The sequence below is a fragment of the Nostoc sp. genome (assembly GCF_036917435.1).
Classification (GTDB): domain Bacteria; phylum Cyanobacteriota; class Cyanobacteriia; order Cyanobacteriales; family Nostocaceae; genus Nostoc.
Window position 1 is genome coordinate 209,424 of record NZ_JBALDM010000045.1, and the last position, 15,543, is coordinate 224,966.

General features: G+C 35.5%; 17 protein-coding genes. 16 read left to right on the forward strand and 1 reads right to left on the reverse strand.

Annotation, left to right across the window (positions count from 1 at the left end; translation table 11 throughout):
• The first annotated feature begins 13 nt into the window (after nt 1-13).
• The 3 genes from V7K98_RS22745 to V7K98_RS22755 are packed head-to-tail and all read left to right on the forward strand — an operon-like array spanning nt 14 to nt 4,436.
• On the forward strand, nt 14-1,282 hold the full coding sequence (locus V7K98_RS22745; RefSeq protein WP_335025924.1) for a DUF1822 family protein: 1,269 nt from the start codon (nt 14-16) through the stop codon (nt 1,280-1,282).
• Nucleotides 1,279-3,696 (forward strand): CHASE2 domain-containing protein, encoded by a 2,418-nt coding sequence (locus V7K98_RS22750; RefSeq protein WP_335025926.1) that lies wholly within the window; start codon nt 1,279-1,281, stop codon nt 3,694-3,696. Before V7K98_RS22745 ends, V7K98_RS22750 begins: the two co-directional genes overlap by 4 nt.
• Nucleotides 3,693-4,436, forward strand: a complete 744-nt coding sequence (locus V7K98_RS22755) for a DUF928 domain-containing protein (RefSeq protein ID WP_335025928.1) — start codon at nt 3,693-3,695, stop codon at nt 4,434-4,436. Before V7K98_RS22750 ends, V7K98_RS22755 begins: the two co-directional genes overlap by 4 nt.
• Nucleotides 4,437-4,518: 82 nt before the next feature.
• Here the strand turns inward: V7K98_RS22755 and V7K98_RS22760 are convergent, their stop codons facing one another.
• Nucleotides 4,519-5,535, reverse strand: coding sequence for an XDD3 family exosortase-dependent surface protein (locus V7K98_RS22760; RefSeq protein WP_335025930.1), 1,017 nt, complete (start codon nt 5,533-5,535; stop codon nt 4,519-4,521).
• A gap of 636 nt (nt 5,536-6,171) precedes the next feature.
• On the opposite strand from V7K98_RS22760, the gene V7K98_RS22765 reads away from it, so the two are divergent.
• The 13 genes from V7K98_RS22765 (at nt 6,172) to V7K98_RS22825 (ending at nt 15,237) form a co-directional block, all read left to right on the forward strand.
• On the forward strand, nt 6,172-6,390 hold the full coding sequence (locus V7K98_RS22765) for a hypothetical protein (protein WP_335025932.1): 219 nt from the start codon (nt 6,172-6,174) through the stop codon (nt 6,388-6,390).
• Between the two features lie 255 nt (nt 6,391-6,645).
• Entirely contained in the window at nt 6,646-7,167 is a 522-nt protein-coding gene (locus tag V7K98_RS22770; protein ID WP_335025934.1) for a hypothetical protein, read from the forward strand.
• A gap of 233 nt (nt 7,168-7,400) precedes the next feature.
• A complete protein-coding gene (locus V7K98_RS22775) occupies nt 7,401-8,051 on the forward strand; it encodes a hypothetical protein (RefSeq protein ID WP_335025936.1) in 651 nt (216 codons plus the stop codon).
• Between the two features lie 49 nt (nt 8,052-8,100).
• Nucleotides 8,101-8,871 (forward strand): hypothetical protein, encoded by a 771-nt coding sequence (locus tag V7K98_RS22780; RefSeq protein WP_335025938.1) that lies wholly within the window; start codon nt 8,101-8,103, stop codon nt 8,869-8,871.
• A 38-nt stretch (nt 8,872-8,909) separates the two neighbouring features.
• The gene (locus V7K98_RS22785; protein ID WP_335025940.1) at nt 8,910-9,224 is read left to right on the forward strand and encodes an SH3 domain-containing protein; all 315 of its coding nucleotides are present in this window, start codon (nt 8,910-8,912) and stop codon (nt 9,222-9,224) included.
• 58 nt (nt 9,225-9,282) lie between these two features.
• Complete coding sequence (locus V7K98_RS22790; protein ID WP_335025942.1) at nt 9,283-9,828, forward strand: hypothetical protein; 546 nt, start codon at nt 9,283-9,285, stop codon at nt 9,826-9,828.
• 99 nt (nt 9,829-9,927) lie between these two features.
• Entirely contained in the window at nt 9,928-10,497 is a 570-nt protein-coding gene (locus tag V7K98_RS22795; RefSeq protein ID WP_335025944.1) for an NPCBM/NEW2 domain-containing protein, read from the forward strand.
• A 51-nt stretch (nt 10,498-10,548) separates the two neighbouring features.
• Complete coding sequence (locus V7K98_RS22800) at nt 10,549-11,655, forward strand: WD40 repeat domain-containing protein (RefSeq protein ID WP_335025946.1); 1,107 nt, start codon at nt 10,549-10,551, stop codon at nt 11,653-11,655.
• Between the two features lie 80 nt (nt 11,656-11,735).
• Nucleotides 11,736-12,614, forward strand: a complete 879-nt coding sequence (locus V7K98_RS22805; RefSeq protein ID WP_335025948.1) for a type IV pilin-like G/H family protein — start codon at nt 11,736-11,738, stop codon at nt 12,612-12,614.
• Between the two features lie 121 nt (nt 12,615-12,735).
• Nucleotides 12,736-13,221 (forward strand): hypothetical protein, encoded by a 486-nt coding sequence (locus tag V7K98_RS22810; protein WP_335025950.1) that lies wholly within the window; start codon nt 12,736-12,738, stop codon nt 13,219-13,221.
• Nucleotides 13,222-13,255: 34 nt separating this feature from the next.
• A complete protein-coding gene (locus V7K98_RS22815; RefSeq protein ID WP_335025952.1) occupies nt 13,256-13,849 on the forward strand; it encodes a hypothetical protein in 594 nt (197 codons plus the stop codon).
• 76 nt (nt 13,850-13,925) lie between these two features.
• The gene (locus V7K98_RS22820) at nt 13,926-14,597 is read left to right on the forward strand and encodes a hypothetical protein (protein WP_335025954.1); all 672 of its coding nucleotides are present in this window, start codon (nt 13,926-13,928) and stop codon (nt 14,595-14,597) included.
• Between the two features lie 73 nt (nt 14,598-14,670).
• Nucleotides 14,671-15,237: a hypothetical protein gene (locus tag V7K98_RS22825; RefSeq protein WP_335025956.1), complete on the forward strand. Its 567-nt coding sequence runs from the start codon at nt 14,671-14,673 to the stop codon at nt 15,235-15,237.
• Nucleotides 15,238-15,543 lie beyond the last annotated feature (306 nt).

A 15,543-nucleotide genomic window follows, 5' to 3' on the forward strand; every position in this document is an offset into this window, starting at 1 on the left:
GTAAAAAAAATATATGCCTTTGTTGTACGATAAATACAATAATAAACAAACTAGATTAGCTTTGAATAACCAATTATTTTTCCAAATACCTACCTCCATACAACAGCAAGCCTGGAAAGACGCACAACGGCATTCCCATAAAATCGCGCAATATAGTGCTTATTTGAATCGTGTTTGTTTGTATACATTTTTAGGCTGGCTAAATGACCAACTCTCTGATGAAGCCTTATCCAAACCTTCAATCTATCCTAGTGAAGATGGCTTACGCAGCATTTTAGAAGTAGTAAATGGTGCTGCAATCGAGATTGGTTCGCGGCGAATTATACTTATTCCCTACGAAAACATAGATTCAGAATCACTGCGAGTTCCTCAAGAGTGGATAGATATCCCCGCCTTTGTAGGTGACTATTACTTAGCCGTACAGGTTGATTTAGAAGCAAATGCAGACGAATGTACATTGACAGTACAGGGATTTACAACACACCGTCAAGTCAAACAGTTGAGCAAGTACGAACCATGCGATCGCACTTATATATTACCAACAGACCATTTAATCACAAATCTCACAGTAATGCAGGTGACACTGGGAATACAAATGCGTGCAGAAGTCCCAGAATTGCCATTTTTATCTAATATTGAGGCTGAAAATTTATTAGAACTATTAGGAGATGCATCTATTTATTCTCCGCGTTTGCGAGTTGATATACCATTTGCACAGTGGGCAGCACTGCTGGAGAATGATGAATGGCGACAACAATTATATCACAGACGGATAGGCAGATTTGTGACTAAAAATATAGCCAAAGGAAACAACTTGAGTCAATGGTTACAAAACACCTTTGATAATGGTTGGCAATCTCTAAACACATTATTTAATCAAGAATCTGGAAAATTAGTTTATACTTTTAGACACTATGAAGTAGCAGCTAAAGGGATATCTGTAGACGGCATCAAACTAATTGATTTGGGAATGCAATTGAGTCATCGATCAGTGGCACTTTTGGTTGGTTTGACACCAGAAGCTGATGGAAAAGTAGCTGTGCGCGTACAACTGCATCCAGCTAAAGGACAAACTTACTTACCGCCTAATATCAAACTAGCTTTAATTTCTCAATCAGAATCAATTCTTCAGGAAATTCAATCGCGGATTCAAGATAACTTTATTCAATTGAAACGATTTATTTGCTCACCAGGAAAAATCTTTAAAATTCAGGTGGCTATTGATGAGTTCAGTCTGACTGAAGAATTTCTAATTGAACCAATTGCATTTACACAGCAATGAGTAAGTTAGTTATCTTAAACCTGGGAAAAGGGAACTTAGACTCAGGTTTTCCTTTTGTGACTGTTCAGCTATTCTCCGAGAAATCAGTTTCAGAACGTATACAAAAAGGAGGTAATTCACAATGGAAGCAATTTCAAGGTAATTTACCAGCTAATCCAACTCTTATTGACCTATATCGTCGTTGGCAATTATTATATGAATTAATCTACGAATCTCGCTATATAAATGTAGGTTTACGCCAATCTCAGCCAAGGGATGAAGATATCAAAATTGATGATGCTGATGTGACTCACTTTTCTGATGTAGACTTTTATAAAGTATCTTATGAGTTACAAAAACAAATCGATATTTGGTTAGATGCTGAAGAGTTTCGCCACATTGATCGGCAATTACGGATGCAGTTGAGCATTGATGATGAAATCCGCTTCATTATTCAAAGTGAAGACATATTGCTCAGGAAACTGCCTTGGCATCTTTGGCGTTTTTTTAGTGATTATTCCAAAGCAGAAGTTGGTTTAAGTTCCATCGAATTTGAAACAAAAACTCGGCTAAAAAATCATACGCGAAAAGTAAAAATATTAGCGATTTTAGGTGATAGTCAAGGAATTGATATTGACACAGATAGAAGGATATTAGAGAGTTTACCCTCTGCTAAAACAGTATTTTTGGTTGAACCAAAACATTCAGAATTAGATACACTACTTTGGGATGTTCAAGGATGGAATATTCTATATTTTGCCGGACATAGTTACAGTAACCATGAAAATAACACGGGTTATATACATATAAATAAAAATGAAAATTTAAATATTAATTATTTGAATAATGCTCTCAAAAAAGCTTTAGATAATGGGTTGCAAATAGCAATTTTTAACTCTTGCGATGGCTTAAGATTAGCACAAAAACTAGATGATTTACATATTCCCCAAATTATTGTCATGCGCGAAAAAGTGCCGGATAAAGTAGCACAGGAGTTTTTGAAGCACTTTTTAATAAACTTTGCTCAAGGTCAATCATTTTATTTATCAGTGCGACAGGCTAGGGAAAAGTTGCAGGGTTTAGAAAGTGAGTTTCCGGCTGCTAGTTGGTTGCCAGTAATTTGTCAAAATCCAGCAGAAATCTCACCTCTATGGGAAAACTTAAGAGGTGATAATCAGGAATTAAATAAATATGTACCTTCATTAAATAAGTTTAAAACTAATTATAAAACCACTTTAATTGTTAGTTTTATTATCACTAGCTTGGTGACAATAATTCGAGGTTTTGGGATATTACAATCTTGGGAAATGAAAGCATTTGACCATCTAATGCAGATGCGATCGCCAGAACCAGAAGACAGTCGTCTATTAATAGTTGGCGCAGATGAGAAGGATATCCGCACCTATGGTTATCCTCTCCCAGATGCTGTAATAAATCGGCTTTTGGACAAATTGCAGCAGTATCAACCCGCAGCTATTGGCTTAAGCATTGTCCGTGATTCACCTGTACCAATTAATGATGCAGTTAGTCACCAAACACTTATTAATAATTTCTATAAAAATCACAATTTGATGGCTGTGTGTGCGTTGAATAACAGTCCTGAACAAAGCATTGCACCTCCATCTCAAAGTCCAGAAATTTCAGTAGGTTTTGTGAACTTATACGACGACCAACAGCAAACTAACAACCAAGATAAAATAGTCCGTCGCTATCTTTTATCTCGCAGTGAAAATCCTATATCTGAAGCTTCTCCCTGTACTGCAAAATATTCCTTTGGCTGGCAATTAGCATATCAATATCTCAATGCTAAAAAAATTCCAATAGCAACTTTCAAAGATGATTGGAAATTCGGCGCATTTGTCATTAAGCGGCTGGAAAAATCTAGTGGGGGGTATCAAAACTTAGATGCACGAGGAAACCAACTGCTAATTAATTATCGCCATACTCTAGATCCCCTTCATATTGCTCAACAAGTCACCCTGAGAGATATTTTAAATGGCGATCGCGATCGCTTTAACCCCGCTTGGGTGAAAAATAGAGTCATTCTGATTGGTGTAGTTGCAGCAAGCATCAAAGACCCCCATCAGACACCCTACGGTGAAATGCGATCGCTTCAAATCCACGCCCATGTCGTGAGTCAATTACTCAGTACCGTCGAAGACCACAGACCACTATTATGGTGGCTACCAAAATGGAGTGAAACCCTATGGATATTTTGCTGGTCATTGACGGGAAGTATTGTGGTTTGGCGTGTCAAAATCTCACTTCACCGAGGCTTGGCACTTGGTATATGCAGTGCTATCTTATACGGAATCTGCTGGAGTATTTTCTCTTTGGGTGGGTGGATACCACTGATTCCAGGAATCATCGCCTTGGTCGCCCCTTGGGGTGTTATTTGGTTAGGTAATGCCGTTTACAACAAACAACAGACATGAAAGAGGTTGGGATTTTTGTCAGGGTTATCTGTAGTGGGATTTTGATGTTGGGTACACAAGCACTCGAACAACCAAATTTATCCGCAACTTCACCACCACCACCACCACCTACGACAGGTACGCCGAAAGGAAATTCCACACCCGGTACAACGCGCCCAGAAGCAACGTGTAAGCAAACTAATAAACCACTGACAGCACTTAACGCCAACAATGGCAATGATTTTACAGCCTCTCCGTATCCCAGCTTTTGGTTTTATGTACCTTACAGCCAGAACGATATACGACACGCCGAATTTATACTACTTGACGCGCAGGAACACACAACTATTTATCAAACTACAGTTAAATTAGCTACCACAACAGGACTGATAAAAATTACTCTGCCTTCAGCGTCAAAAAATTTGCTGCAACCAAATCAGAATTACCGTTGGTACTTGATGTTAAATTGTCAGGGGAGTAATAGCGATGAACCTGATGCGGTTGTTGATGGATGGATACAATACAAAGTTATTAATAGTAATCTTTTGCATCATCAAGTAGATAAGTTATATAAATATATTTTTTATACTAAAAATAATCTTTGGTACGATGCAGTCAATGATTTGGCACAATTGCATTTTAAATATCCAGGTGATGCTGAAATTCAAGGAGCCTGGATAAATTTACTCAAACAATTAGACAAAGAGTGGGTAGCACCAGAACAATTTGTTGATGCTGTAAGTGTTTCAATTCATCAATGAGTAATATTATTTTGAATGGAAGCTAAAAATAATAAGGTAGGCTTATTGCCTACCCCACAATAGTTTTGATTGATTTACTTACTTATAAATCTCGTTTTACTTGTAAAGTACGCTTTTTTCCAAGCAAGGCAAATATTAGCAAGCCAATTACGCCAGATGGTTCCGGTACATCTCTAATAGGTGATGTAGGTGGTTGTGGTGGCAGTATTACTGGTGGTGTTACTGGTGGTTGTATGATTTTTGGTGGTGGTGGCGCGTCCAAATGACCGCGAAGTGCGATCGAATCGTTTAAGCATTCTTCAAATAAACTGGCGATAAAATTACCACTTGGTAAAAGAGATCGAGAAAACTTAAAGCCAAATAATTGAGAACCTTGGAAAAGACCTTGGCCAAACCCTGCTGCATATAATGAATTACTATCTAACAAAGCTACATCACCCAAGCGATCGCCAGAAGCAATTACATTGGGTACTGATTCTGTATTCAAAGAATAGGTATAGCGTCCTCCTGAATAGCGCGGATCGCCACCCCAATAGGTATCATTCCAAGCTAAATCTCCAACATTAGCTGTTCGCTTTTGCTTCGCTGATAAGGTGTTGTAATAACGACCGAAATTTCGATAACCTGCATTCTGGGTTTCAACCCCAACACCAAAAACATTCTTGTAAACACCGAGTCCCACTTTGGAATCATTGCCAGGTGCAAATCGAATACCGAACAATTGCCGGTTATCATTAGAAGTACCGAATTGACTATTACCAGAGAAATCGAAAAATAAGTCACCCCAACCAATGTTGCCGTTAGATATATTGTAACATTGTTTACCATTGCAGACTCTGGACATATTGTAGCCATCTCGACTCATATTTGCGTTGATGCCAATCCAAACATCATTACCATCATCTTTAATACCAATACCAAAAATATCAAAAGCACTTCCATCACTTGTATCCAGCGCATCACCCGCAGCATCACGAGCATACATCCAATCAGCTGCAAGGGTTGCTTTATTTGCAGTCAGTATAAAGGACAAAGGTAGTAGAAAACAGAGCGCCTTTATCAATGGAACTGGCTTAATCTTCGGTCTGTTGGAAAACATAACAAAATATCTCCAATCAATGATTTGAAATTTAAGTAAGAAACTGCAATTTATTGAGTTAAAACGGTGAGAAAATGAATGTCTTTTACTCATAAACTAACAGTAGTTTCTAAATCCAAAATTTTGAAACAGAATAAACACTTAACAATAAATAAAAATTGAACAATCATAAAATCATGAAGTATAAATTAAAAAGATATAAATTAAAATCAATTTATGAGTTTGTACGGGATTTATAAAAGATAAAAAAAGATTTCTCCAAAAAATCTCACTACCCTCATATTTTATTGAGGTTATTCCCAATTAGATAATTAGGGGGCTAATTCTCAATTATGGCTCCATGTATGGAGGGCATTTATAGTGATTTTTTCTAGTAGTTACAAGCTTTGTGTGTGATGAGCGATCGCAAACTCTTACCAAAATAATTTTTGAGAAATTCATACTACCCTCATATTGGCTTGAGAGTATTCCCAATAGATATATTAGATTTATCCAAAAAACAGGTTATGAAGCTTGATTTAGCGAGGATTCTAAAATTCTTTGAGAAAAAATCATACGACCCTCATACTTGCTTAGGGTTAGTCCCAATTAAATAAGTAGAAACCAATCAAATCCTTGAGTAGGAGTAATTAGTTCATGATTAAAATTCGTGTTGGTGAATCGGGTGTCAAGACTTATATCAGCGCCAGTACAGGATTCTTTGGCACAGGTGGAGTCAGATCAACTCACTCAGACTCCAGTGGCAATGCATATATTGACTTTGACGATTATGGTCCCGAATTCAGTGGAGAGATTTATGTTGATGGAGAATGTATATATAAAGGAAAAATTAGTAGTAATGGAACTTACGACTGATTTTTATAAATCTGAATTTATGCATCAAGCAGCATAGTAAATATTTGTGGATCAAGTCGAGACAAGCATTTTGACCCTTAAGCTTACCAGGATTATCTGGTGAACTTTAAATACTCTGCCAGGTCTTGGTATAGCTAAGACCTGAAAGAGTATTACATATCTCAATTGTATAAGAGATTTGAGGATGTATATCCAATAAAATTTCGATAAAAATCAGAATGATCTTCAAGAAATATCCAAATATTAATTATGCTGATGACATCATCAATTGAAAAAATTAATCAACAAATTGTTACTCTAGTAAATAAGCAACAGCAACTGGAGACATTAATTGCAGAAATTTTTATAACTCAAGTCCAAGTAAACCAACGAATAGTTGATATTTTTGCAAAATGCATAATTGTACCTGCTAACACCTTCTTTTTAATATTGCGACAACTAATCAATGCTTTAGCAATAACGGCAAAGACACCAATGATGATGCTAGGTTATCGTCAAAGTATGTCAAAACTAGAAGAAATCTTAATTGATGGGACTTTTGGTATTATTAATGCTATTGTTTTAGGATTTGAACAATTAGTCAGACAATTTGCAACTCCATTTGTATTCTGTTTAGCTTTTATCATAATACTTTTTTATAAATGCATGAGTATTTGTTTTTTAAAGCTAGCCTCGTCCTTTTTTGGGATTATAATTGCTGGACTTAGTTTAAAAAAACGATATTTACAGCACCGTCTTAATAGACAGACTGGAGATACAAAAGACAAAGAAGGTTAAAACTTATAGATGATATATAGTCAAGCCAATATCATCTCAATATAAGCATTTTAATCATTTTTATTGTGAGGAAATATGTCGGAAGAAATAGCAGGGTAAGAAGAGTTGGTTAAAAAAATTAGCTGACTGGATAGGTATTTGACTTAAAAATCCAGATAATACAGCCCTAGCCTTTATTGCCAGTTATTGAGAAGAAAGACTAAAGAACAATTGGGTTGAAAAATTGAGAAATCATGAAACACATAAGACTATTACATAAAAATAAAGTCATACTTAGCGTTGGTACAAGCCTAGTAGTTATAATCGCTGGATATTTACCTACTTTGGCATCTTTTGATCGATATCCTAGCAATGGAGAAATGCAGAAACTCAAAAGCGACTTTATTCAATTAATTAACCAATTTCAGCAGGACAAGGTTCGTCGTGGATATATTCAAGACCGTCGGACTTCTGCACAAAAACAGGAAATTCAATCATTTGTAAAAGCATGGTTAAAAGTAAATCCAAACATTACACCTTTCCTCGGTAGTTGGATAGGATACGAACAGATTGAGAGTATTTATCCATCAAATGTGAAAGATCGAGTATGCATTATTTCCACAGGAGAAGGACTAGAAAGTTTTAATTTTACTGTAGGTACTGTATCTAACAGACAAATACATACTCGCGGTGATGCTATATATATTAAAGAAGGCAATTATTTAGGCATAGCTGTTGTTATAGATAATAAACCTCAGCTAAACATCAATTCCCCGCTAGCTAATCCAGAACCACTTAAAACACCTGTAGAGTGGATAAAAGACCGTGTAATAGATGCGAACCAGAGATATACAATTGCTCAGAGTTTTAAATCACAGGGTTGCGTTTTTTCACGTCCAAAATAAGACTGTTAAATAGGAAACTGGAAAGTATTTATAAATTAGGCAATAAATTATGAGAATAAGATTTATATCTTGCTTGGGTTTGAGTTTAGCACTTCTACTTACTAACTTCTCACAAGCTTTTACACAATCTCAACGTGACGATACTTCTGCTATTCTCAACTTGGTACGACGTGGTTATGGGCCAGTTAACAGTGTTGTAGTTATTGATAACTATGCCACCCTACAGTATCTTCTGGGACAAAATAGTGGAAGAGTAACTTTAAAGCGTCAAAATGGTCGCTGGAAAATTATTGACGGTAATCCTCGTAAATTTGATTATTGTGGTGAAGTTAGTTGCTTAGTCAAAAAGGGAGTTCCTCGCCAAATTGCTAACCAACTTCTTACTAGATTGGGAGATTATTCCCGAAGGCAAAGTAACGAGTTAAAATCTTTTCAACAAGCCTGGTCTAAAATCCATAGTAGTGCAATACCTTTCTTGGGATATTGGGAAAATGGTGCTTTCTCAACAGAAAATTCTATTTCTGTATTAACCGTTTCAATTTTACCTTCTTATACACCTAACAAAGTTTGCGTTGTCGGAATTACAGAAAATTCTCAATATGTAGAGATTGGTAGAGTTTTTGGGAAAATTATTAATACAGAGAATGACAAACTTTCTTTTGTGAAAGGGTTATCTGGAGTTTACGACACGATTACCTCTCAAAAAAGAGAGTTAGACTTGGCATCTATAGCGCCACCCAACAATTGGTATTTTAGTGCAGAAACGAAAGAAAAATTACAGCAAGCTGGTTGTACTACTTCTCTACCAAATAGGCGTTAGTTTACTACTTTTACATAATTCACCAATTTAACTAAAATATGAAAATCTCCCTTTTCCGAAAAATATTCTTCCTGCTATTTACTACAGGATTACTTGGAATTGTCACATTATCACCCGTGAAGGCGGAAACAGGTTGTCAAGTAACAGATCCAACTGGAACTCCACTAAATGTGCGCGATCAACCAAATGGTCAGGTAATAAATACTCTCAAAAATGGCAGACAAGTTGATATTCTCGAAATAGCCCATGATAGCCAAAATCGTGCTTGGGCTAGAATAGGCGGCTATTACAACGGTAAATATAGAGTGTGGGGCTGGGTAATTAGAGAATTTATTAGCTGCTATCAGCAATAGAGTTTTTGTTCATTTCAGTTAATAACATCAACTTGAAATCTATAAATAGAGGATTAATATGCAACATTCAACAAAAAATAAATTTTTTCACAAAACACTTTCTGTTTTCATGGCAGTGCTTTCACCTATAATTTTCGTTACATCCGTCCAAGCAGAAGAGCAGATACCTTTATCAGAAACGCGGTGTCTACAAAAATCTGGATACGGGCCGGCTCACGAATTTTCCCCCGAAATCAGAGAAGTAACTATTGGCAATCAACTATTTGACTCTATATTCTCATTAGGTGTAAAAAACTTCAGCGAATATAAAGCCTATATTGTTTGTAAAATACCAGTCAAAAAACAATCACACTCTACAGAATTTAGGGTCAAATTTGGTATTAAAGATGATGCTAATTATGAGGCAGCTAAAAGAACTAAAGTAACCTTCTTTTTAGATGGTCAAGCTATTGAGTCTCAGGTATTAGAAATTGGACAACTTGCTACTCAAAAGCTGAATGTGACTAACAATAATAATCTTTCAATAGAAGTTACCTGTACACAACAACTCTACAATTTTGATTACTGTCCAGCAGTTGAATTTGTGGAAGCATCATTTTTATGATTCTCAGTTATGACAACTAAACAGTTGAAATATTATCTGTGAATTCATACAGCTACATCTTCAAACAATCATTAGAAAAATAGTCAAGGAGAAATACCTATGAATTTTGAGTCAACATACCAATCTAAATCTAGCAGGAGTAGATATTATTATCTAATGTTCACTCTTTTTAGTACAATCCTAACTTTAATTCCATTTACTGCTTTTGCTAAAGTTGAATATAAGGTTCCTTTACCAACTGCACATTGTATTAAGGAACCAGCTTTAATGTCAGAAAATAAGCTATCTATTCATACTGAAGAAGTTACTATTGGTAGACAACTTTTGGATTCTATTTTTTCTTTAGCAGTAGGCTATTCTTCTGATAGATTACTTGTTATCTGTAGAATACAGTCTAAGGATTTACCAAGCTTCTCAAAATTTAGCACAATGTTTGGTATTAAAGATGACGCTGATAATGCTTATTCACTTATAGCAAAAGGCTCCCAGACAAAAGTTAATTTTTATCTAGATGGTGAACAAGTTGCTTCTCAAACTTTAAAGTCTGGACAAATAACTGTACAAAATCTAGATTTAACTGGTAAAAAAAATCTTGCAATAGAAGTTTCTTGTGCAAGAGGAGGTAGTAGTTGTGCTTCTGTTAATTTTATTAATGCCTTCCTATTTTAGTAAAAATTAATAACTTATATTCATGATACTTAGTCTATTTGCGAGGAACAAATGAGAAGAATTGTAAGATTAGTTGCAGGTTGTTTGTTTGTTGGTTTTGGAGTGATGACTTTGCAAAAGCCAGCAGAAGCAGTGAAAATTTTCCGTGCTAAGACTCTAGATATTCCATGTGAATTTGGAGATGTTAGCCTTGATAAAACATTAGTAGCTTGTGGAGGTAGCACCGAAGGTTCTACTCCTGAGAATTTTGCAAATCTTATTGATGCATCAGAATTGAAAATAATTAGTAGCATTGCAATCTCATCTTCTTACGGAGGTATCAAATTTGAGCCGAAAAATGAGTGGATTTCATTAACACCTGGGTACTATAATCAGAATGCTGAATATTCTCTATGGATACCTTCTGCCGGTTTATTAAAATCTAATACAAGTAAGGTTAGGCGTATAGATGCTATACATCCAAGTAGCAAGAAAATTTACTCTATAAATGATAAAGGGATTGAGGTTTATGCACCAGAAAACTTAACTACTGGTGTGCCTAATAGTTTTATACCTTTATCTAATATTCGTAATGACGATAGAAAGGAAATTTATATTAAAAAACTTTCAATAAGTCAAAATGGAAGATTTTTAGTAGGAAGAATAGGCTCACGTGATCACGCATTTTCTCATTCAGATCTGGTGTATGTTTGGGATGTTGAATCAGAACGTCTTCTTTATGCAATTAAAGCAGATATTTTTGCGCTGAGTTCAGATAGTACAAAAATCGTGACTTCTAATTATTATAGAAACGGAGTGACGGCGGAAAGTGGAAGAACAATTTTTTTGTGGGATTTAGCATCAGCAAAGCTACTTAAACAAGCGAAAATTCGTAAAGAACAATATTACGATTCCCGGATACGTAGAAATATCTCCATTGATCATGGCGGCGTTGTCTCTCTTGCTATCAGCCCAGATAATAACTTAGTTGCTTTTGGTAACTTGGTAGTTGATGACATGAATGGTTATCTTTCTACTAACGGTATGGGCGTTGTTGATATACGTTCTGGAAAGGAAATATTTTATCAAGAATTAAGTTCGCCTTTTCTAGCATTTATAGATAACGGAAAAAAACTATTTGTTGGGGCAAAAAAACTGACTATCTTCCAGATTAATTAAGAGTCAATCAAAATTATTGACTAATAAGTTACAAAAAATGCACCCTCTCAAACTTGAAATAAATTCCTTGGGATACCATTATGACTTCCCCACAAACAAAGATTAACCTTGTGCCTTGGCAATGGGCTTTGATTGGTTCTGGTTCTACACTAATACTTGTACTTGCAGGTTTTGGACTTTGGAATTTAGTTGCATCAAAATCTCCTAGTAATTCTTCTACGTTGAGTGCCTCAAATACTGGTTCAGACAATCCCACTATCAAACGCCTAGTTGGTCAGTGGCGAGATAAAGAATCAAACGTACTCATTTTTACCCCTGAAGGAAAGTCGTTTGTTATAGCGTCCAATTCTAATCAAGCCGTTGAGTTCCACTATCAAGTAAATGATCAGACGCAACCAAATCAATTAACTACCTCAATTCGTGGTAATCAGGTTTTTAACGGAACTTTTGAATTTACATCAGATAATCAGTTACGAATATCTCCAAAGGTATCGAATTCAGAAGAATTGTATCAGAAGGTATCTGATGTCGCTTCACTGCCTTTAGGGATTACCATTGCGGATGAGCAAGAGGTATTAAACAGACCGAAACAGTCAGAGGCAAAAACATATGTCGGTTCAATGAATCGCGCACAGCAAGCATTCTTTTTGGAAAACAACCAGTTCACCTCAGACTTAGAGAAGTTGGGATTAGGCATCAAATCCAATACAGAAAACTACGCTTACAGCATCGTTGCAATTGATGAAAAGCGTGTTATCCAGAATGTAGGATTAGCAAAAAAAGAAGGGCTTAAGAGTTACACAGGTATAGTTTTTGTAAAATCTGCTAGAACTGAGACTAATACCCTCGCCAAGCTCTGTGAAAGTATTCAGCCAACTCGTGAAATGCCGCCGCAACCACAGCTATCAGGAGACGATATGCAATGTCCTGCTGGCTATGTTGATTTGAACCGCAACTAAAGATTGAGATTTTAGCTAATTTCCTGTATGAATCATGTATTTATTATGGTACTTCGGAATGAGGATTAGAACGATGAAAAAACAAATTATCTCAACACTTACAGCTACAAGCCTTATAACAATGACATCTTCAATTGCTATGAGTAACCCTTCTCCTGAAGGTACTGTATGTAATTATTATGCAGGGAACGCAGTAAATGGAGAGAGGATTTATATAGATATGTGTTCTATTTCTAGGGTAAGCGATCGCACTGTCAATTTTGGCTACTATCTCGCTAAACAACGCATAGAATCTCAGGCAAACTGTGAATCTCGAACGTGGACTAGTTTAAGCGATCGCACAGTTCACAGTCCACTTTCTAGAGCCACACAAGATATGGTGCAAATTGTTTGCACTTCACCCAGCTTTAATCCAGGAATTGCGATTGGGGTTGTATTTGACCCTCCATCATATATAAGAAAGTCTCCAAATGGCGAAATTCTCTGCACTATTAAAAAACTCAGAGCTATTGAACTCTATGGGGGAACTACACCAGATGGTTGGCTTTTTACATCTGCTTGCGGTCGTAGTGGTGTTATTCATAAGAGTCAAGTTAGGTTTAATTAATAGGTTAAAACTATAGTTAGGTGGATAGATTGAGATGAAACTATCAATAATTAAGAATAGTGTAGCTTCGGCTATAGCAATTCTTGCAATAACAGCTTCAATCACAGATGCAAAGACAACTGGTGCAATAAAAATCTGTGTTGTCTCAGAACATCATTGTCTTACCCATAATCCAATTAGAAAAAATGAATATGGCTACATCGGTAAAGTTTTAATGGAAAGAGATACGAAAAAAGATGTTAGTACACAATGGAAACTGGAATTGGTCAGAGGCAAAGGTGTTCGCATTCATCCAGCGAATAATTCTAATGTATGTCTAACTAGCGATGGTGGTAATGGATACGATAGCTTTGTTGTGAAAAACTGTAGTGATGCTGTCCAAGAATATCAAAATTCTGCTCATCCTGGGGAAACAAATTTGGATGAACGTTTAAGTACCTACTTTCAAATAGAAAAAGCATACGAGGAAGGAACTGAAATCGGAATTTCTATCAAAATTGGCAACAAATTCATCATTCCCCATTCAGATACAGCTAAATGTAGACAATGTGGTGGTATTACTTCTTTAACCAATGACTTAGATGTAGGAAATGCTTTTACAGCTTGGAAATTTGTGCCTGTGAAATAAATAGTTTATGGAAATCAGAAGAACTCCTAAAATCGATAATTTAAATTAAGCATAACTTAAAAGAGAGTAAACTAAAATGCAAAATTATAAGTTAAAAAAGACGCAATACTCATGTAATCTTTTTAGGCGATCGCCGATTATTTTTAGCAGTACTATTGCTGCTTTAAGCCTATTGACTTTCTCGGTTCAAGCTCAAAATGGGAAAATGGGAGAAATCAGTTTAGTCGGCAGTTTGAAACAAATAGATAAAACTCAAGAAATTACTTCAGAAAATGTACGCGATCGCCAACTTGAGAAGGCAATTTTTAGAGATAATTCTGGATATACTGAAGTCTACCCACAGCTATCTTCACCAGCTTCATATAGCTACAATCGTATCAATTTAGATGGTGATAAAAAGCCGGAATTAATAGTTCATTTAGTTGGACAATTTTTCTGTGGTTCAGGTGGATGCACTACATTAATTTATAAACAGTCTGGCAAAAATTATAAATTGATAACTACAATAGGACTTAATCACCCACCAATTATTATTAGCAATTATAAAACTAAAGGTTGGTCAGATTTAATTATTCCTCAATTTGCTAATAGTTTAAGTGTCAATAATCATGGCTACTATGTATTGAAATTTAACGGTAAAAGCTACCCAGAAAATCCTGAAGATGGAGTTAAAATGACTAAAGTATCAAATATGACTGGACGAGCTTTATTTAACAAAAACAATAAAGCTTTTGAATTACGCCCTTAGTTCAAAATCATACCTTAATTATTACAAGTATGATTTATTTAATCGGTAATACTTTAGTAAATGAGTAATAATAATGAAAACACAATCTCTATTTAGTCTCAGCTTAATATTAGGGCTACTCGTCACTAATTCTGTTTCATCTTTTGCACGATCTTCAATGCCAGGAATTCCAGTTTCATTTGATAAATGTGCTGAATCAAAAACTTGGAAGCGTCCTAGTGAAGCAGAACAAAGAAAATATATTCAAAACAATACTAGATACGATTTAGAAACTAGGAAGCAGCTAGGAGGAGACCATTGGAAACGTGATGTTTTTGTATTTGCTGAATATCCTGGAGGTAGTGGTACATACGATATTAATAATTTATCTGGGCTTTGGAGTCTTCCTAAACTTAAGTTGTTATCAACAAGATGTAAAACTTATTCAAAAAATTTAATGTCTAAAAGAATGGCAGGAATATGGTTGTTTTCTTATCAAATAAAAAATATAAAGTGGGTAAATAATCACTATATTGTGTTAGTTAAGTCTACTGGTGCTGGTATACAGTTCATTCAAATGCACCGACAAGAACACGGTACTTCATTGCCATTAAAAGTTATGACTGAAGATGGTATTGAACTAAAGCAACTGAAATATTAGTCCATGTAAAATTATTTTCCTTATCCACTTCGACAACGCTGATATTTGCTAAATAGAATAACTAATAAAATCAATGATGAAAACATTTAAGCGGCAATGGTTAACTATAATCTTTCCGGCTGTTTTACTAATGGCGATAACCAATCCATCAGCAGAAAATTATTATTCCTGGGAATATAAAAATTTCAAGGAAAATATTAATCATAAACACATATGTCAAGGTAGTGAGGAGACTTTTTATTCTAAATTTGGACTTCCAACAGAGTATTATAAGCAATTATGTATTCCTATCTTTAAGGAGATGTA